The organism is Pararhizobium sp. PWRC1-1, from assembly GCF_049897905.1.
Lineage (GTDB): Bacteria > Pseudomonadota > Alphaproteobacteria > Rhizobiales > Rhizobiaceae > Pararhizobium.
Window position 1 is genome coordinate 21,509 of the sequence record NZ_JAFCXE010000028.1, and the last position, 17,118, is coordinate 38,626.

At 57.3% G+C, this 17,118-nt stretch carries 15 protein-coding genes and 3 pseudogenes; 9 read left to right on the plus strand and 9 right to left on the minus strand.

Annotation, left to right across the window (positions count from 1 at the left end; genetic code table 11):
* Nucleotides 1–432: 432 nt before the first annotated feature.
* From ACP7E0_RS29850 to ACP7E0_RS29865, 4 genes are all read left to right on the plus strand, one after another.
* Nucleotides 433–633 (plus strand): response regulator transcription factor, encoded by a 201-nt coding sequence (locus tag ACP7E0_RS29850; RefSeq protein WP_426130393.1) that lies wholly within the window; start codon nt 433–435, stop codon nt 631–633.
* Between the two features lie 180 nt (nt 634–813).
* A complete protein-coding gene (locus ACP7E0_RS29855) occupies nt 814–1,497 on the plus strand; it encodes a hypothetical protein (RefSeq protein WP_426130394.1) in 684 nt (227 codons plus the stop codon).
* A gap of 450 nt (nt 1,498–1,947) precedes the next feature.
* On the plus strand, nt 1,948–2,214 hold the full coding sequence (locus ACP7E0_RS29860) for a reverse transcriptase domain-containing protein (protein ID WP_426130488.1): 267 nt from the start codon (nt 1,948–1,950) through the stop codon (nt 2,212–2,214).
* Nucleotides 2,215–2,329: 115 nt separating this feature from the next.
* Nucleotides 2,330–2,581 (plus strand): hypothetical protein, encoded by a 252-nt coding sequence (locus ACP7E0_RS29865; RefSeq protein WP_426130396.1) that lies wholly within the window; start codon nt 2,330–2,332, stop codon nt 2,579–2,581.
* 160 nt (nt 2,582–2,741) lie between these two features.
* Here the strand turns inward: ACP7E0_RS29865 and ACP7E0_RS29870 are convergent, their stop codons facing one another.
* Together ACP7E0_RS29870 and ACP7E0_RS29875 are read right to left on the minus strand one after the other, a co-directional pair.
* Nucleotides 2,742–2,954 carry a hypothetical protein gene (locus tag ACP7E0_RS29870; RefSeq protein WP_426130397.1) on the minus strand — a complete coding sequence of 71 codons (213 nt, stop codon included), beginning with the start codon at nt 2,952–2,954 and terminating at the stop codon, nt 2,742–2,744.
* A 263-nt stretch (nt 2,955–3,217) separates the two neighbouring features.
* The gene (locus ACP7E0_RS29875) at nt 3,218–3,907 is read right to left on the minus strand and encodes a DJ-1/PfpI family protein (RefSeq protein WP_426130399.1); all 690 of its coding nucleotides are present in this window, start codon (nt 3,905–3,907) and stop codon (nt 3,218–3,220) included.
* A gap of 82 nt (nt 3,908–3,989) precedes the next feature.
* Here ACP7E0_RS29875 and ACP7E0_RS29880 point away from each other — a divergent pair, with 82 nt between their 5' ends.
* The 4 genes and pseudogenes from ACP7E0_RS29880 to ACP7E0_RS29895 all read left to right on the plus strand — a co-directional run bounded on the left by ACP7E0_RS29880 (nt 3,990) and on the right by ACP7E0_RS29895 (nt 9,505).
* Nucleotides 3,990–4,946, plus strand: coding sequence for a GlxA family transcriptional regulator (locus tag ACP7E0_RS29880; RefSeq protein ID WP_426130401.1), 957 nt, complete (start codon nt 3,990–3,992; stop codon nt 4,944–4,946).
* A gap of 451 nt (nt 4,947–5,397) precedes the next feature.
* Nucleotides 5,398–6,046: pseudogene (gene istA / locus ACP7E0_RS29885) on the plus strand (IS21 family transposase); the annotation flags it as partial.
* A 278-nt stretch (nt 6,047–6,324) separates the two neighbouring features.
* A complete protein-coding gene (locus ACP7E0_RS29890; RefSeq protein ID WP_426130402.1) occupies nt 6,325–7,845 on the plus strand; it encodes an ATPase domain-containing protein in 1,521 nt (506 codons plus the stop codon).
* Nucleotides 7,823–9,505, plus strand: coding sequence for an ATP-binding protein (locus ACP7E0_RS29895; protein ID WP_426130404.1), 1,683 nt, complete (start codon nt 7,823–7,825; stop codon nt 9,503–9,505). Before ACP7E0_RS29890 ends, ACP7E0_RS29895 begins: the two co-directional genes overlap by 23 nt.
* A 1,024-nt stretch (nt 9,506–10,529) precedes the next feature.
* Here ACP7E0_RS29895 and ACP7E0_RS29900 read toward each other — a convergent pair.
* Nucleotides 10,530–10,774: pseudogene (locus ACP7E0_RS29900) on the minus strand (GXWXG domain-containing protein); the annotation flags it as partial.
* A gap of 661 nt (nt 10,775–11,435) precedes the next feature.
* Here ACP7E0_RS29900 and ACP7E0_RS29905 point away from each other — a divergent pair.
* Nucleotides 11,436–11,831 carry a DUF1236 domain-containing protein gene (locus ACP7E0_RS29905; RefSeq protein ID WP_426130405.1) on the plus strand — a complete coding sequence of 132 codons (396 nt, stop codon included), beginning with the start codon at nt 11,436–11,438 and terminating at the stop codon, nt 11,829–11,831.
* A 494-nt stretch (nt 11,832–12,325) separates the two neighbouring features.
* Here ACP7E0_RS29905 and ACP7E0_RS29910 read toward each other — a convergent pair whose 3' ends face one another.
* The 6 genes and pseudogenes from ACP7E0_RS29910 to ACP7E0_RS29935 form a co-directional block, all read right to left on the minus strand.
* A complete protein-coding gene (locus ACP7E0_RS29910; protein ID WP_426130407.1) occupies nt 12,326–14,032 on the minus strand; it encodes a putative bifunctional diguanylate cyclase/phosphodiesterase in 1,707 nt (568 codons plus the stop codon).
* A gap of 88 nt (nt 14,033–14,120) precedes the next feature.
* Complete coding sequence (locus ACP7E0_RS29915) at nt 14,121–14,507, minus strand: hypothetical protein (protein ID WP_426130408.1); 387 nt, start codon at nt 14,505–14,507, stop codon at nt 14,121–14,123.
* Nucleotides 14,508–14,937: 430 nt separating this feature from the next.
* Nucleotides 14,938–15,108, minus strand: a complete 171-nt coding sequence (locus ACP7E0_RS29920; protein WP_426130410.1) for a KUP/HAK/KT family potassium transporter — start codon at nt 15,106–15,108, stop codon at nt 14,938–14,940.
* A gap of 115 nt (nt 15,109–15,223) precedes the next feature.
* Nucleotides 15,224–15,394 (minus strand): annotated as a pseudogene (locus ACP7E0_RS29925) (KUP/HAK/KT family potassium transporter); the annotation flags it as partial.
* 253 nt (nt 15,395–15,647) lie between these two features.
* A complete protein-coding gene (locus ACP7E0_RS29930; protein WP_426130493.1) occupies nt 15,648–15,992 on the minus strand; it encodes a hypothetical protein in 345 nt (114 codons plus the stop codon).
* Nucleotides 15,955–16,209, minus strand: coding sequence for a DUF2066 domain-containing protein (locus ACP7E0_RS29935; RefSeq protein WP_426130411.1), 255 nt, complete (start codon nt 16,207–16,209; stop codon nt 15,955–15,957). Before ACP7E0_RS29935 ends, ACP7E0_RS29930 begins: the two co-directional genes overlap by 38 nt.
* Nucleotides 16,210–17,118 lie beyond the last annotated feature (909 nt).

Consider the following 17,118-nt stretch of genomic DNA (forward strand, 5'->3'; position numbering starts at 1 on the left):
GAGCTTTGCAAGGACTGCGGGCCTACACACTTCCTCACGATAGCGCATCCGACTTTCACCGGGGATTCGCTCCGCTCGCGAACTCTTCTAACGAACTGGCCGGACCCCTTGGTCGCGACATTCGACTTGCTCTGTGTGAGTGGCCATTCCTTCAGGCTGTCCACAGGAAGATTGTACCCCACTCAAGCGATTGGTCGCCCGCGCGTGGTTCCTCCCAAGCCGCCGCCATGGGTCGATTAAGCGATATGCTGCAAGACATTGACCTGCTCCACAGCCACGCGTTTTCTGTCCACGATGCGAACGGAAGGACCGCGACCGTAATTCTTAGCGGAAGAGTTCTCATCTCTGGGGTTACAGACGTTGGCTTCCTCCAACTCGTCTCAAACATCATGTTCAACCGACTGGCAGTCTTGCGCACCGGATCGACACCCGATGCGATCATTTCGGAACGCGAGTTGGAATGCCTTCGTTGGACAGGAGAGGGGGAAGACGAGTGGAGATATAGCTCAGTTGCTGGGTCTTTCCGAACATACAGTCAACCATCACCTTCTCAGCGCCGGTCGAAAGCTAGGCGCTTCGAACCGGACGCATTCGGTAATCCGCGCCGTTCGGCGGGGGATTCTATCAATCTGATGCGCGCCAGCTGGGGAACGGCGGCCTAGCTGCATCGCGTCGCGGGATGGTCGTCAAATGAACGTGATTGATGTGATCATCGTTTACTTTGTGTTGTCGCTATGTAATCAGTGACAACACACAAGGAGAGGGAATGGTTTGTGATCCTCGCAAACTTCTGTTCTCCGGATGGAGGACACCATGACCGTGCGTGACGCTGCTACTTTTAACCCCAAGCCTTCGATGGACCGTTTAGCCGAGGGTGGCTTGAGTGGAGTGAATAGAGCCTTTCCTGGCGTGTCGAACGCAACGCTTTACCGGATTGCCTCTGCGTCAGGAGTAGGCAGCGCGTTCGTTCTACTGGTGAACGCGGCCAAACGCAGCGGCCTGACAGCAACCAGCGACCTGACCCAAATTCTCGCACCACTCGCTGAAATCTTCGCGCTCGGCTTGGTGGTCGGTTTGTTCCTGGCCGTGGGGCGACGCGCTGGTCTGTTTGGCACGATTGCCTTCATACTCAATTTTGTCGCTCTGGCCAGTCTGGAGGGGGTCGAGGTTGTCATCAATCTGGTATTTTCGAAGCTCCCGCCAACAACTATCATCGAGCTACAATCAGGGCCGCTCGGGCTGGTTCTGGTGGCGAGTTCGCTGTTGTTTCTCTTCGGAACGGTCGCGTTTGTAATCTCGCTGGCAATCGGAACGATTGTTCCCCGCATCCCTCTCGCCCTCTACCTTGGGAGTGCAATGCCGATCGCATTTCGGGCGTTTGTGCCCGAGCTAGCCCTTGATCTTGGCTTGGCAGCATTAGCAGCTGCGCTGGTTTGGCTTTCCGTATGGCTTTGGTCCCACGCCGGTACATTCGCAACGTCCACTCCGCGAGGATAGACTGGGGAACACGCGAACACCGGGACTTTGCATATAGTGGTCGGCGTCGTGTTCAAATTTTAGACTTCGTGGCTGTTCGCCCGCTCGGACCCGCTTAGCCAATATGCGCAACTGGGCTGCCAAAACCCGCGAAAGCGGGTTTTTTGTTGCCTGATGTACTATGTGGGGCACAGATAAGCGCACGACTTGCAACGGACCGGTGATCGATTTTTCTCCGAAATCTCAGGAACCCGGGCTTTTGACTGCCCTACGGATAAACCGACCCGGTTGACCCGAGCGGCTGCTGCAGATGGTGGCGCACAGGATAGCCGATCCCCGTATCGTGCAGCCTGTCTAGCTGTAGCGGCGGGCGGGAATCCTTGAGAGTGGCGAGAGGTATGAGACTGATGTCAAGGGTACCCGCAAGGAGCCGGCATTAGTCCGCTCCTCGCCAACATCTTCCTGCACTACATCCTCGACCGGTGGGTTCATCAATGGCGTCGACGCTATGCATGCGGCCGAATCGTGATCGTGCGCTATGCCGACGACTTCGTCATGGGCTTCGAGAACAAGGATGATGTGCAGAAAATGCTTCGGGCCCTCAAGGAGCAACTAGGCAGTTTTGGCCTGGCGCTCCACGAAGGAAAGACGTGGCTGATCGAGTTTGGCTGGTTCGCGGCTTTGACTCGGCAACGGCGTGGCGAGCGAAGCCCGAGACCTTCGCCTTCCTTGGCTTGATTCACTATTGTGGAGTGACCCGTGATGGCAGGTTTATCGTGAAGCACAAGACGGAAGGAAACGTCTGACGCGAAAGCTGAAGGCGTTGCGCGAGGCGGCATGGAAGCACATGCACATGGCGTTGGCTACCCAGCACAAGTGGCTTGCCGATGTGCTGCGTGGACACTACGGCTATTACGGCAGGCCGCAGAACTATCCCGCGCTCAACGGGTTCTATCAGCAAACACGCCGCATATGGTTCCGCTGCCTGAGGCGGCGAAGTCAGAAAAGCCGGCGAATGAGTTGGTTGGAATTTGAAATCCTCACCGCGCGCTTCGCGCTGCCGGTCCCACGTATTACTCGAACTTGGGCGCAGGCCAGGAGATGACGCGGGCTACTCTCGGGAAGAGCCGGGTGCGGGAAATCCGCCCGCCCGGATCTGTGAGGGCGAAGCCGAATGGCATAGCTACTCGACCACGATCCCACACGACGTATTGACAGCGTGAGGATTACGCACAAATGGGTTGAGTCCATGCGCTCTACTTGTGTTACAAACTAGCATAGAAGCCTTTGAAACCGAGGCGCGGCTCATCTCTGAGCGGGTCGAACTTGGTCTTCAGCTTGGTGCACTTGCAATCAAGGTCTTTCTTAATTGTGTATCCGGCAAGGCTTCTAAAGCCAGACTCGTGCGTGGAAAAGCCGGTTGTAGAGCAGGAGGCTACCGAGAGGGCCATACCTGCAGCGAGAAGAATGCGTGTCATATCAAACCCTCCTTGGGGGTAGATCAGTATTGATTGATATCAATGAGCCATGCGGGAATCGCCGCGGCCTGAACGGCTCCGTGATCTTGATGCCCATGGTCGTTAGAGTTTCTCCACCTTTGACGAGCCAAATGGGCTTCGGCGATTCCCCGATCTCGTTGCAGGCCTGACTTGCGCCGATGGTCAGGAGGGTCGCGGCGATCTGATGCGACCACAGGGTCAAACTGCAAGCCAACACAACTAGGAATATTAGCCGCCGATCGTCAATTGATCAGCGGCCTTCCGTCTGGCCATCCAGACAGGATCCTTTCGCGCTCGACGCGTGATCGCGCTAGACGTTGTTTCGCGCTCTCCAGGACTGCCGGCGAGGCCTCTTCAGGCGTCCCGGAACAGAAGGGCGGCCAGGGTGCGTATTCCAACGAAAGTTGGATCGTCTCTGCCTCGGTCTGTCCCAGAAGCTCAGCGATCACAGCGAGCCCGAAGTCGATGCCTGAGGTTACGCCGCCTGCGGTTATCAGGTTGCCGTCCTTAACGACGCGGCCCTGCGTAGGTAAGGCGCCGAAGCGAGCAAGGAAGGCATGCGCGTTCCAATGTGTCGTAGCGCGCCTACCCTTGAGCAATCCGGCAGCACCGAGCACCAGCGCGCCGGTACAGACCGAGGTCACATAGCGTGCAGTCATCGCTTGCTCGCGGACGAATTCAAGCACGGTCTCATCTCGCAACAGCGCATTGACACCAATTCCGCCAGGTATACAGAGAACGTCAAGAGGAGGGCAGTCCGCAAAGGTCGTTGTGGGTGTCAAGGACAGGTGCGTCGAGGACAAGAAGGGCTTTCGATCTTTCCAGATAAGATGCACCTCCGTTTCTTTGGCGGAGGCAAAGACTTCGTAAGGGCCAGTGAGGTCCAGTTGTTGCACTTCGGGAAAAGCGAGGATGCCGAAACAAAGAGGCATGGGAAAATCTCCTGATTGACTTGCGTGATCCTAGCGGATTAATTTGTGGCGAGATCGCCAATAATCCCTCGGTTTATGCCAAATGCACCGCCGCGTTGAAATTCTAACATTCCCGGATGGCCAGCTGCTTGACGTCGCTGGGCCCTTGCAGGTGTTCGCAACCGCAAACGAGCTCGCTAAAGCTTCGGGAATGGCCCTGCCCTATGAGACGATTGTAGTTGCCGAGCACGCCCAAGTGAGGACAACGTCCGGACTCGTAATTGCCACTGCTCTCCTGTCGCAACCGAATGAGCCGCTGCACACGCTGGTTGTTGCAGGTGGTTGGGGCGTCAACGTAGCTTGTCAGAATAGCGGTTTGATCGAGTGGGTCCGTCAACGCTCCAACGCGGCGCAGCGCACTAGCTCCGTTTGCAGCGGCGCTTTTCTCCTTGCCTCGGCCGGATTGCTCGACGGTCGCCGCGCGGTCACCCATTGGCAGCGCTGCGCGGAATTCTCCCAACGCTTTCCTTCTGTACAACTCGATCCGGACCCGATCTTTATACGTGATGGGGATATCTGGACTTCCGCCGGTGTAACAGCGGGGATCGATCTCGCCTTAGCGCTGGTGGAAGCCGATCTTGGTCGCAGGATTGCTCTTGCCGTCGCCCGGCAACTTGTGGTTTTTCTCAAGCGTCCGGGTGGGCAAGCGCAATTCAGTACCGCACTCGCACTTCAGGAAGGCGAGGGGCGCTTTGATCGACTTCATGTGTGGATCATGGAAAACCTGCGCAGTCCCCTATCTCTCCCAGCCCTTGCAGAACAGGCGAACATGAGTGTGCGCAGCTTGTCGCGGCACTACAGGGAGGCAATCGGAAGAACGCCAGCTCGTGCGGTCGAAGATATCCGGATTGAGGCGGCCAGGCGCCTGCTTGAGGAAGGGGTATCTGTTAGTCGGGCTGCTACTCGCTGTGGCTTTGGGTCGGAAGAGACTATGCGACGCGCTTTCCTGCGCAGCATGGGCACAGCCCCTCTAGCCTACCGCGAACGCTTCTCAGTTTAGCCTACCCTTTAGCATCCCCTGCCAACGGCCCCTCAGGACCCGAATTGAGGTAAAGTACGACGGCCTAATACAACGCGGCAATGGAGAGCGATATGAGGCTAATGCAGAGGCCGCCGCGCACCGGCCACCGTTGCTTTCATAGGCCTTGCCGATTTTCGCGCTATTGCGGACGTTTATGGAGACACGGTTGCAATTGACGTGCTTGAGGTATTCGAGAGCGTGGTCCGCGAGGCCCTTGGCTGTAAGCTGCCGATCAAAGGGATTGGCGATGAGGCAATGATCGCCTTTTCCGAGCCGGGAATAGCGATCTAAGCACTTGGCACGCCGTTGCAGGCATGCCTGTTGGTTTCCACGCGGAACTGAGCCGGTTAAGCGCATAATTTCCATTGAGAATTGAGCCATGTGAACCTCCCCCAACGCGGTGAGCGACGGGGGCAACGGAGTGATCCACATGGGACTTTTCAACATTATTCGGCGAATGGCGCTGCGTGAGAAGCAGTCGATCCGCGAGATCAAGCCGGCGCACAGGGCTGTCGCGCAACACGATCGCGAAGTATTTGAACGCTGGTACAATCGAGCCGACGTTCACGATACCGGAACGACCGAGCAAGTTTGATCCCTATGGCGACAAACTGGCGGCCTGGCTAAAGACCGAGGCTGGAAGGTCGCGCAAGCAGCGGCGAACGTTGAAGCAGCTTCACGTGGACTTGGTGGCTCTCGGCTTTACCGGCTCCTATGGCCGGGTCGCGGCCTTCGCCCGTGATTGGCGGGCTGATCGGCGTGAGCAGCAGACGACGGGCCGCGGCGTATTCGTTCCGCAGTCTTTCCGCCCCGGTGATGCATTCCAGTTCGATTGGAGCGAAGACTATGCCGTCATTGGCAGCGAGCGCACGAAGCTACAGGTCGCTCACATCAAGCTGTCGCACAGGCGCGCCTGTTTGGTCAGGGCCTACCTGCCTGCAGACGCATGAGATGCTCTTCGATGCCCACTGGCACGGCTTCCGGGTCTTCGGCGGTGTGCCATCGCGGGGAATTTATGACAACATGAAGACGGCGGTCGATCGCGTCGGTCTGGGCAGGAGCGGCAGGTCAACATCCGCTCAGCACCAACGCCCTTCGCGAGCGACCAAAAAAGTTCCATAAATATGTTTATGCTTTAAAGGCCAATGTTACCAGTGCCTTAGGGTAATCTATCGCGAATTGAACGGTTGTCGGCGGTTTGCATTCCCTCAAGGCGGGCAACCATGAAGCGTGCAAAACCGGCCTGATCCGCTTATTTCTGTGACTTCGGCTTGCATGCCTACTTGAGGCTTCCGACGTCTGTTCTATATGCCCGTCCGAAGCTCAGGCGAAAAAAGATCGGAGAAAGATTGGTAATATGGCGTTGAATGATGAGGTGACAGACCAGGATGACCCACCGCGTATCTCCAGCGGTGTCGGGGGGCTAGACACTATACTGGATGGCGGCTTGGACGAAAACCGCCTCTACTTGTACGAGGGCCGGCCGGGCACCGGAAAAACCACGATCGCCTTGCAATTCTTGCTGGAAGGGGCACGCCAAGGGGAAAAAGTGATTTACATCACCCTCTCCGAAACGGAAAATGAACTCCGGCTTGTCGCACGCCGGCACGGCTGGTCGCTTGACGGCGTCTCAATTTTCGAACTTGTCCCGCCGGAAACCACGCTTGATCCAACTAACGAACTGACGGTCTTCCATCCGGCCGAAATGGAACTGAACGAGACTACCAGGCTCATCTTGGATCGCGTCTCCGAGCTTAACCCGAAGCGTGTTGTTATCGATAGCCTCTCGGAGTTGCGGCTACTTGCTCATAGCCCCTTGCGCTATCGCCGCCAGGTGCTTGCGCTGAAGCACTATTTCGCAAGCCGGCAATGCACCGTCATTCTGCTCGATGATCTTTCATCGCAACAAAACGACCTCCAGCTCCATTCAATAGCGCATGGTGTTGTGCTGTTAGAGCAGGTCGCGATCGACTTTGGCGCAGAACGCCGCCGCATGCGGGTCGTAAAGATGCGTGGCATCAAGTTTCGAGGCGGCTATCACGATCTGACCATCGAGAAAGGTGGGCTTCATATCTATCCACGCCTCATCGCCGCCGACCACCATCAGGAGTTTAACGAGGAATATACCGGCAGCGGCAACGCCGAACTTGATCAAATGCTGGGGGGCGGGTTCGAGAGGGGCACCAACGCGCTGTTCCTTGGAGCGGCGGGGGTCGGCAAATCGTCTCTTGCGCTGAGCTTCGCCTTAGCAGCGGCGGATCGCGGTGAACACGCTGTGGTCTATGCTTTTGATGAGGGACGCGGAACCCTACAGGCGCGTGCCAGAAATCTCGGTTTCGATCTCCAAACGCATTTGGACAGTGGCCTGATCCGTCTGCAGCAAATCGATCCCGCCGAACTATCACCGGGTGAATTTACGGCTAATGTTCAAAAGCGTGTTGAAGTCGATGGGGCACGCGTCATCGTCATCGATAGCCTGAACGGCTATATGAACGCCATGCCGGACGAACGTTTTCTCATCCTGCAGATGCATGAACTGCTGACCTATCTTGGTCAGCGCGGCGTACTGACCATCGTGGTACTTGCTCAACACGGGCTTGTTGGTCCTTTGGAGGCTCCGCTTGACCTGAGCTATCTGAGCGATTCCGTCATCATGCTGCGCTATTTCGAGGTGGACGGCGCGGTAAGACGGGCGATTTCCGTCGTGAAGAAGCGAAGTGGGCGGCACGAGCACAGTGTGCGCGAGTTCATGCTGTCGGAAAAGGGCATACAGCTTGGACCTCCGACGCGAGGATTTACCGGGGTATTGGCCGGATCGCCTCACTTCTTGGCAGCGACTGTGCCTAGCTCAAAGAATGGAACCGACGGTGCTAAGTGACGATCGACTGGGCCCAGTTATTGTCCTCGCGCCAATCGGCAGAGATGCGGCAGCTTCCGCCGGGTTGCTTCGTCAGAGCGGCATCGCAACGGAAATCTGCAGTGACCTTGCGAGCATGGTCAAAGCCCTTGAAACGGGCGCTGCAGCATCTTTTATCGCTGAGGAAGCTCTATTTGGGAAAGATGTAGAATCGGTGTTCAAGTGGGTATCCGCCCAGCCACCATGGTCGGATCATCCTTTAATTTTGCTGACGAGCCGGCAGGAGCAGACTGGCATCCAGGCATGGCGCCGGAAACTCATTCATTCCTTGCGAAACGTTTCCCTCCTGGAGCGGCCTGTTGAAGGTCTGACTCTCGTCAGCACGGTTCAGGCGGCGTTGCGAGCAAGGTCGCGTCAACTTGAACTCCGCGCTCTGCTGGTGGAGCGCGAGCAAGCCTCACTGGAGCTAGAACGACAGGTCGTTGCGCGCACCAGCGAGCTCGAAACCGCTAACGCCTTGTTGCGCGACCAGATGGAGGTTCGCGCGCTGGTCGAGGAGAAGCTTCGGCAGGCGCAGAAAATCGAAGCGATCGGTCAGCTGACCGGAGGCGTCGCCCATGATTTCAACAACCTGCTGATGGTGATTTCCGGCGGCCTGCAAATGTTGGACCGCCAAGTGGACCCGGCCAAGCGCAAACGACTGATGGATGGTATGCGTCAGGCCACCGAACGGGGTGCAGGCCTGACCCGTCAGCTGTTGGCGTTTTCCCGAAAGCAAGAGCTCAAACCTCAGACCGTTGATTTGCAACGACAGATCGGAGGGATGCGCGAACTTCTCGACCGCAGCCTTCGGGGCGATGTCGAAGTCACCTTTCAGTTCGCGCCCGACCTCTGGCCGGTCGAGGTCGACGCAAGCGAGCTTGAGCTGGTGGTGCTCAATCTCGCGGTAAACGCCCGTGACGCGATGCCCAAGGCGGGCATAATCGTCATCCGAGCTAAGAACGAGCCGAAGAAAGATGAAGCCGGGAAAGACTTTGTCAGCCTTTCCGTTTGCGACAATGGTTCCGGAATGTCACCCGAAGTTCAGGCGCGCGTATTCGAGCCATTCTTCACAACGAAGGACATCGGAAAAGGATCGGGTCTGGGTCTTGCCCAAGTGCACGGGTTTATCCAGCAATCTGGCGGCGTAATTGAAATCAGCAGTCAAGAAGGACAAGGAACGACGATCACTCTTATGATGCCCCGTTCACTTAAGGTGCCAGCTCCGGATCAGCATCATCTGGTTGATCTCCACGTCGAGCGGCGACGGCCAGCCTCGGCAGGGTGCGTTCTTCTCGTCGAGGATGATGAGGAAGTCGCGGCTCTTGTCAGCGAAATGCTGAATGAGCTGGGGTTTCAGGTCACGCGCGCGGCGACGGCGGCCGCTGCCCTTGGCGCTCTGGCCAACGGCCGAACGGTCGACGTGGTGTTCTCCGATATTATGATGCCGGGGGGAATGAATGGCGTGGAATTGGCAAAAGAAATACGCGCTCGCCGCGTTGACCTGCCAATCCTTTTGACAAGTGGTTACTCCGCGGCAGCCAGGCAGGAAGCTGATGCCCAGGGCATCAAGATACTTCCAAAGCCATATCAACTGTCGGACCTCGACGCAGCTCTTCAGGAAACATTGTCAAAAGCCTGATTGGCCCGGTGCGCGGCTGTCGATCACGATGGAGACGGCCTTTTGTATTGACGCAGTCGAAGAGGCGCTTGCCCGATATGGAAAGCCTGACATCTTCAATACCGACAGTCATATGATGAGATCGGGGCCGGCCTTGCCGGTGAAGTTCGCCATAAGCACGGGCTGCTGAACGCGAAGGGCTTCTCCTTCGGCCACATGGAGTCTTCTGCAAGATCGACGATCAGTGGAAAATTCCATCGCCCCGCTTCGATGCCAAGGTCGCAACAAGTTCGGCGACACATCCGTCCGGGCCGGTCATATAGAGGAGAGCACATGGCACGTCACAGGCATTCACAGTGAGTGCCGGAGCGCCGCGTTGCAAGCCTAACGCCAGTACGGGCATCCGACGATGTTGTCGCCAATTCGCGGAGTAGACCAAGCTGTCGTTCCCCTATGACCCGCTGCGTATTGTCGGTATTGCGCAGATGATGCCACCCGGCGTACCGTCATCATCAGGAATTGGCGTATAGGAGCGGCCAATCCTGGGCCACCGTCCTGTGATCGATCGAGTCTATTCCTTCGAGGCGCGACAGGCGTTCGCGCATCTCGCGCGTGGCCCGTTCGGCAAGGTGGTGATCAAAATTGCTTGAAGTCGCAAGCCGTCATGCTGGTGTGGAGCCGGAGCCCGCAGGTCGCGACTTTCCCGCGCCTTGTAACTCAATGGAGATTTTGATTTGAAAAAAGGCCCCGCCGAATGAAGCGGGCCAGTTGCCGGATACGCTGGAAGGGGGGGGCACGGAAAATGCCGTTTCCAGCGCGGGACCAACTAGCTCAAGGAAACTTTGTTCCTCGATGGCTGGGCCATTAGTTCCGCCATGTAGATCGGCGCGGCCCTCTTTAAATGTCCCAAGGTCGATCAGAAGAATGCAAGCCGGGCATTGCGCTGACCTTCTTCTCCGCGTCCACGACCGCCTTTACAGCTGGGTCAGTTGCCGCCTTGGTCTGGACAAGGCGGTGCGGTCGCTACTGAAAGAGGAGGGACGCCGGCCCTTATATCCGTATGGAAGCTTTTCCAAACCATCGCAGGTTCTCGAGCACGCGGTCGAGCGGATGATCGGACGGCACGCCTTCGCCGCTTGGCGCGACATGCGACCAGCGAAGGAGGACGTATGTCCTCGGACTCCTCACGTCTCCGACCGGCGCTTGCGCTCCCGACCATCCCGACAGCTCACGCGGCCTTCTCCTGCTTGGCGGTCGCCTCTGGCGGAACCGGCAGCTGTCTCTGTCCATCGCCGTTTCCTCGGTCGGCGCGTGGCAAAGCCCATCTGGCAGAGGGCACCACAGGCCCACAGACGAACCCCTGAAACCGGCCTGGCGCACGCCGGGAACTTGGTCGTCGCGAAGATGTTGCAATCAACCTTTGGCTCGTCCGCTTGCTCCAAGCCTGAAGCCAGGGAACCCATACCCATCCATTGAGCAGGCGTGAGCGGGACCGTCTATTAGGCGATAACCAATCCCGGACTGACTCAATTGTCGTCATACCAAGTTGGGCAATTTTTTCGGAATGCCGTTACGGTGCCGTGGCAGTCGTCACAGGAAAAGTACGACAATGTACGAATGTTTCGCTAGCACGAGATGCGCTATATTCGAATTTGCGCTGATAACGGCTGGTTGCCGCAGAACAGGCTCAAAAAGCCTCGGCCGAGGCAACGTCGAATGCAGCCTCGGCCGGTAGCACGTGATCTGTGACACGCAAGACATCGTTGCGCGCAATAATTTTCAAAAGGTACGATGTCGGCGTTTATTTTTCGGGGACTATAAAGGCGAGTTTCGCCCGGCCTTTTTTCGCGGTTCCACGCACCGAATGGCCAGCGACCTACCGACGTGGCGCATCTGGAACAAAAGCTAGTTCTAAACATTCTCCTGCCGAACCCACACAGAGGAGAAAATTATGAAAATGAAAATGTTAATCGCATCCGCCGCCGTTCTCGCCATGATGTCCATGACGGCCAACGCTGAGGACAGCACTGCAACCGGAATGGTAGGAGGCGCCGCTACGGGGGCCATCATCGGCGGACCGGTAGGCGCAGGTGTTGGGGCAGTAGTTGGTGCCGTTGCGGGCGCCGCCCTTGAACCGCCACCGCAGACAATCGTCACATACGTACAGGAGCAACCGGCTTCACAATCGGTCGTTCTTGAGCAGCAGGTGGTGGTCGGCAAGCCGCTCGCCCGCGAAGTTGTCTTGACGCCGATTGCAGAAGATCCGCGGTACGCTTATGCCATCGTCAACGATCAACGCGTAATTGTCGATCCGAACACCTATACCGTTGTTCAGGTCCTTCAGTAAACGCCAGCTTCGAACGTTTGAGAGGCCGGGCGGATAACCCGGCCTTTTCTGACTCTCAGACGAGCCGCCAAGGAACCAGGACGTTGAAGTCGCTCAATACCCCGAATATTTCAATGTCCTGTAGTTCGTGACCTTCGTGGGTTCGATCCTTTCAAGGCGTCGGGTTCTCCCTTATTTGGAAATTGCTTTTTTTTCACCTGGCCATTGGGAGCCAGAGCCATATATGGGCCGACTGAGGGTTGTGCTGGATTGCAAGTCGTCTCCACGGGGAGGGTCCAGATCTACCAGTGCGGATAGCGGCTGCTGGCCGTGTGATGGAATCGGGTTATCGGGCGAAGCGCCCTCTACGGGCTTCCTCGCATCGAAGAACGGCCGGTTCGCGGGCCGCAAGACTGCCGTCACTCGAGCCGCTCTGATCGGGCAGGGGAGCCGATATCGGTTTCGCATTTTACCGACGAGTTTCAAAGCAAAAATGCTTGGGTCTCGGTAAGCCCTTATCCCGCGGTTGCAGCTAAGTCGCTGCCGAAATAGAACGCGGTGATTTCGTGGGCGGTCACTGGTCTGCTGAACAAGTATCCCTGCAGCTCGTCACACCCCGAAATCCTGGCAACCATTGCCTGTGCCTCTGTCTCGATCCCTTCGGCAGTCACAGGAATGTGCAGGGCGTTTGCCAAGGCAATCGTCGCTTGGAGAACGGCGGCGCCGTTTTCGTCGTTATCCAGCGCCACGATAAGCGAGCGGTCAATTTTCATGCGGTCGAAGCCAAATTGCCGCAATGTTCCGATGCTGGCAAAGCCGGAGCCGAAGTCGTCGAGAGATATTTTTATGCCCGCCTCCTTAAGACCGCAGATAGCCTGTCGAGCTCGATCGGGATCGGAAATCAGAACGCCTTCGGTAATTTCAATACTCAGGCGCTCCGGGTCAAATTCCGCTCTTGCGAGAGCACCGATTACGTCCTGAACGAAATTCGGGGCCTTAAGCTGGACGGGAGACACATTGACGGCCAGATTTATGTCGCCCCAATGTTTGGCCGCTTCCAAGGATTGGGAAGGAACCTGCATTCCCAGCATGTCAATCAAACCGGATTTTTCTGCCAACGGGATGAAGATGTCCGGGCCGTGGCGCTTGCCACCAGCGGGCTCCCACCGCGCCAAAGCTTCGACGCCGCAAATCTCTCCGGACGCACCGTGGATCAACGGCTGATACGCCACGCCGATGCCTTCCTGCAGGAGGGTTTCGCGAAGCTGGCCTTCGAGTTGCGCATACGCCTTCGCATCCGAGTCAAATTCGTCTTTGAACTCGACTGTAATGCCACGGCCAAGGTCTTTAGCCCGGTAAAGAGCGATATCCGCGCAGCGCAAAAATTCTCCGATGTCCGCTCTAACAACCTCCTCAACGGCGACGCCCACACTTGCTCCAATCGCGATTGTTCGGCTACTGACCGTAAATTCGCTTTGAAGTGCGATGTGGATCTGTTCGCTTATTGAAGGGACAAGCGAAGGCCCCACGGTCTCCAACGTAACGACCGCGAATTCGTCGCCGCCGAGCCGTGCAATAAGCGCGTCTCTAGGAAGGGTGTCTGACACGCGGCGGGCTACCGCTGCGATCAGTTCATCCCCCACGGCGTGCCCCCATGCGTCATTCACACCCTTAAACCCGTCAAGATCAATGAAGTGGAAACGCATCATTTTCCGCCGTGAATGAGGCACGGCTGAAACTTCTATCATGCTGTCGATTAACCCGGACCGGTTCAACAATCCTGTCAGTGCGTCGTGATCGGCTTTCCACTGGGCTCGACGCTCGCTGACCCGAAGCCTGCTGAGGGTAGCGATCCCAATGCCCCCTATGGCGAAAAGAAATATGACGAGAATAGACGCCGCGGCTCGGAGAGTCGTTTGGACCTGAAGGTAGCTTTTCGAGCCCGGCCTTTGTGACGGCCAGTTCAGGTACCCGACCGCTTTTTTGGTGACGTCGGGTAGTGGTACCGACAGCCCCGGTGTCACCGGAGCGTCGTTAAGCGTTAAGTGATCGATGCTGAACGTCCTGGAAACCTCAGCGACCACCGCAGGCGTGAGATGTTTCGCAAAGACGAGTACGCTGAAGGACTTTTGATCGACAGTATCATCCACCAGGCCTGGTTGGACAGTAGCGGCTCCGATGAGCGCGACGCCTGCTTTTGAGGTGATGAAATGGACAGGCACTGAATCACTCCGGGAGGATGCACGTGCAGCCGACAACATCCGCTCAAGGCCTGGTCCAAAGAATTCGGAGAATCCCCGCCCCATGTCTTCACCGTCTCGGTAGGCGACGACTAATCCTGTTGTTGGCGTCAAATACCATCGCGGTATCGTAAAGTGGATAGTCAGCCGTCGTGGCCGCCCAGGTCTCTATGATCCAGTCAGCTCTTGTTTGCGCCAGATTGACCTCAGGATAAGCGTCATCCCAATACGCGTTGTCGTGGACAGTCGCTCCGAGCTGGTTGCGCAATGACTGCACTGCGCCTTCGGCGGCATGCAACGCTCTTGTGTCGTCAATACTATCGGATGTCACGGTGATCGTCTGTATCGCCCGTACCACCAGCGCACCCAGCAGGCCCGAAACAAGGATGAACACGGTCGCTATTACGGCGACCAAAAGCTGGTTGCGACGAGCCGTTGAGGTTATCGATGTATGCATGGCAAGCTCTCAGGTGTGCACGTTTTGACATGTCCTGAACCGCAGAAAGGCATCATGCCCGCCGAAGCGCTGCAAGGGGAAAATATCCGGGTTTTCATAAGGCAGTGTTAAGAAGATCTGTCGCGTCTTAGGGAGTCTGCGTTTGGGGGCTGGTCAATTTCGGTTTTTCGTACCCTTCCGGGTGTGAGGAATGCGCTAACGCCGCCTATTTCGCAGAGAACCGAGCGACAGTGGAAGCCGCGACTGCGCCAACAACTGGTCGCCTTAGCGAAGGCCAAACGGCAATGTCGTCCAGGGACGCCGCGGCGAGCTTGGCGATAGCGGCGATGTCGTCAAGAAGTGCGATCGGTCCGGTGGACATGTGTCTTCCCGATTGTTCTGAGAAGGGAGATATTAATCGGTTCGCGACCCCGTGGAGTGCCCCAACCGTTCAGATAGAAACCCTTGCGAAACTTACGTCGATCAGTGTGATCGTCGCCCGCTTGTCGTCGGCGACATAGGGCTTTTCGGAAGTCCTGACGGTCAGGATGACGTTCTTCTTGTGAAGAACACGGTTGTGTTCGGTGTTGTGCAGGAGGACTGGGGGTGTTCTGTCCCCCATGCTCGTCAAAACACCGCCGTGCCGTGTACCGTGACCGGGGCATGTTTCGACTTCGCGATGGAGTTGATAAACTTGTCCAGCGGGATATCTTGATGGGCTGTCTTTTTCCCGAAGCAATCCCGGAGCCCTTCGTCCAGTTCCACCTAACGACCATAATGCCCAGCGCAAGCGCCACGGGAACCCAGCCGCCGTCGTGAGTTTTGAGATTTGCGCCGACGAAAACGGCTTCAAGCGATAGAAGTGGGACGAGGATCGCGGCAGCGGCCAGCGCTGACCAGCCCCACACCGAGGGACGTTCGTTACAAAGAATCAGTTGGGTCGGGTTGGCGCAGCCTGAACGGGGAAAAGTCTCCTGACAAGAAAAGTGGTCGAGGCTTCGTGTCAAGAGTTGCGGCTGCCGGAGGAAAAATGATGGAGCTCAACGGGCCTAGTCCAAGGGGCCAGCGGAGATGTGAGCGGTGTCACCGCCTACGGGGCTCCATTGCCGGAGGTGATGAGTGCTGCAACGCGGATGGCGTTGCGGAAAGCCTCGTCGAAGCTCACTCCACGAACCTGCCAGTGTTATGCCCGCCCCTTAAAATTGAGGTGCCAGTCGGCAACCCAGCCGAGGTCTCGTTCGCTCCACACGATGGTTCGGCGAGTGGCAAGTCGCCGCCAACTTCCCTGGCGCGCGCCTCAAGCGTTTCCACAGGGAAAGTGCTGAACAACGGCAAGGCAAGGCCAGACAAGTTTGCTTGGTCGGGAACGGTGACGTTCATGGCGAGCGTCTCGGCCGCGGCCTTGACGGAATCGGCCATGTAGGGGCTTTCGACGCCATCCTGCGCGAGCAGGAAATGGCGTTTAGATTCATCGCGTAAAGAGGACAAGCCGGGGGCGCGGCGCAAGCCAAGGTTTGCGACCGAGGATGGAGAGCAAACCATTGATCGTCGAGGGTTTGTAAAGGCAGGCCAGATCGTACGGTCTGTCATACGTGCCCTGCTCGTCGTGGATCGGGATGCCTTCCAGCCTGTCGCGATACCGGAATTCCGAGACATAGCTGCGGGCCATTTCCAACAGCGGTTGAATTTGAGGGTCGCCGGCGATGCGCGGGTCACCCGACACCCTTATCAGAACTTTTGCAAGACAGTCGCGGAAACCGGCTGCCTGTTAACCTCGCCGGTGCCAGTTACGATAGCTACGCTGCGGTAGAGCGCCTCGAAATCCGCTGACTGCCCGACGGTACCCGTGATCAATCCGCCCCCACAGGCGACGTAGGCAAACAACACCAGTCGGTGAAACACTACCTGTCCTCCCTCATCCCATATTGAAGCAGCGGGACAAGAATGCCAAGACGTCGAGGGATGCCGGGCCGGCGTTAGCGTGACATGATCGCGCAGGAGCAGAGAGGAGCCGTTGAAGGCTTTCCGAACAATATGTATGCATCACCCGCTCCCGCTTTCGCAGCGGCAGATGCGTACTTCGCTCGATTGTCTAATCCATAGTGGGACGGTGCTCAGGGGTTGGCATTATAGGGCGTTTTGCGGCGGTGTAAGGTCGCAACTAAATGGCTGAGCGAAAATCGTGGCGCGTGATGGGAGCAAACCATGACGGCAACCGATGAAATCCTCGCCGGCGCACTCCCTCACATCTGTGTGGCTGTTTGGATCGTCGAAGCATGAATAGCCTAGAGATTTGGCGACGCCCTCGGCTTGCATTTCTGCTCCTTTTCGAACTCGACGGGCGACAGCAGACAAACGATCGACCAAACAAATGACCCGTAGCGTTCCGCACCGGAAACGGGGGATCGGAACGGAGCAGTAAGCACAGCTCGGACCGGGTAGAGAAAAACCCGGAGCGGCTACCTTTCCGAAGTCTTTACTACGAAGTCCGTTTCGACCCGTCGTTCCGGCCGTCAATGCTTCCGCGTTCGAAGTGGCAACGTGGCTGATCAATCGTTTGTTCGGTAGCCGGTCGTCTCACGTGGAATATCACGGCGGTTTTCACACGTCCGGGAAAGGTGATTGGACTTCT

Bases quoted from the DNA above. Each gene is read 5' to 3' on its own strand.
- ACP7E0_RS29850 (WP_426130393.1), top strand. From the start codon at position 433: ATGCGATCATTTCGGAACGCGAGTTGGAATGCCTTCGTTGGACAGGAG.
- ACP7E0_RS29855 (WP_426130394.1), top strand. From the start codon at position 814: ATGACCGTGCGTGACGCTGCTACTTTTAACCCCAAGCCTTCGATGGAC.
- ACP7E0_RS29865 (WP_426130396.1), top strand. From the start codon at position 2,330: ATGGCGTTGGCTACCCAGCACAAGTGGCTTGCCGATGTGCTGCGTGGA.
- ACP7E0_RS29870 (WP_426130397.1), bottom strand. From the start codon at position 2,954: ATGACACGCATTCTTCTCGCTGCAGGTATGGCCCTCTCGGTAGCCTCC.
- ACP7E0_RS29875 (WP_426130399.1), bottom strand. From the start codon at position 3,907: ATGCCTCTTTGTTTCGGCATCCTCGCTTTTCCCGAAGTGCAACAACTG.
- ACP7E0_RS29880 (WP_426130401.1), top strand. From the start codon at position 3,990: ATGCACCGCCGCGTTGAAATTCTAACATTCCCGGATGGCCAGCTGCTT.
- ACP7E0_RS29890 (WP_426130402.1), top strand. From the start codon at position 6,325: ATGGCGTTGAATGATGAGGTGACAGACCAGGATGACCCACCGCGTATC.
- ACP7E0_RS29895 (WP_426130404.1), top strand. From the start codon at position 7,823: ATGGAACCGACGGTGCTAAGTGACGATCGACTGGGCCCAGTTATTGTC.
- ACP7E0_RS29905 (WP_426130405.1), top strand. From the start codon at position 11,436: ATGAAAATGAAAATGTTAATCGCATCCGCCGCCGTTCTCGCCATGATG.
- ACP7E0_RS29915 (WP_426130408.1), bottom strand. From the start codon at position 14,507: ATGCATACATCGATAACCTCAACGGCTCGTCGCAACCAGCTTTTGGTC.
- ACP7E0_RS29920 (WP_426130410.1), bottom strand. From the start codon at position 15,108: ATGGGGGACAGAACACCCCCAGTCCTCCTGCACAACACCGAACACAAC.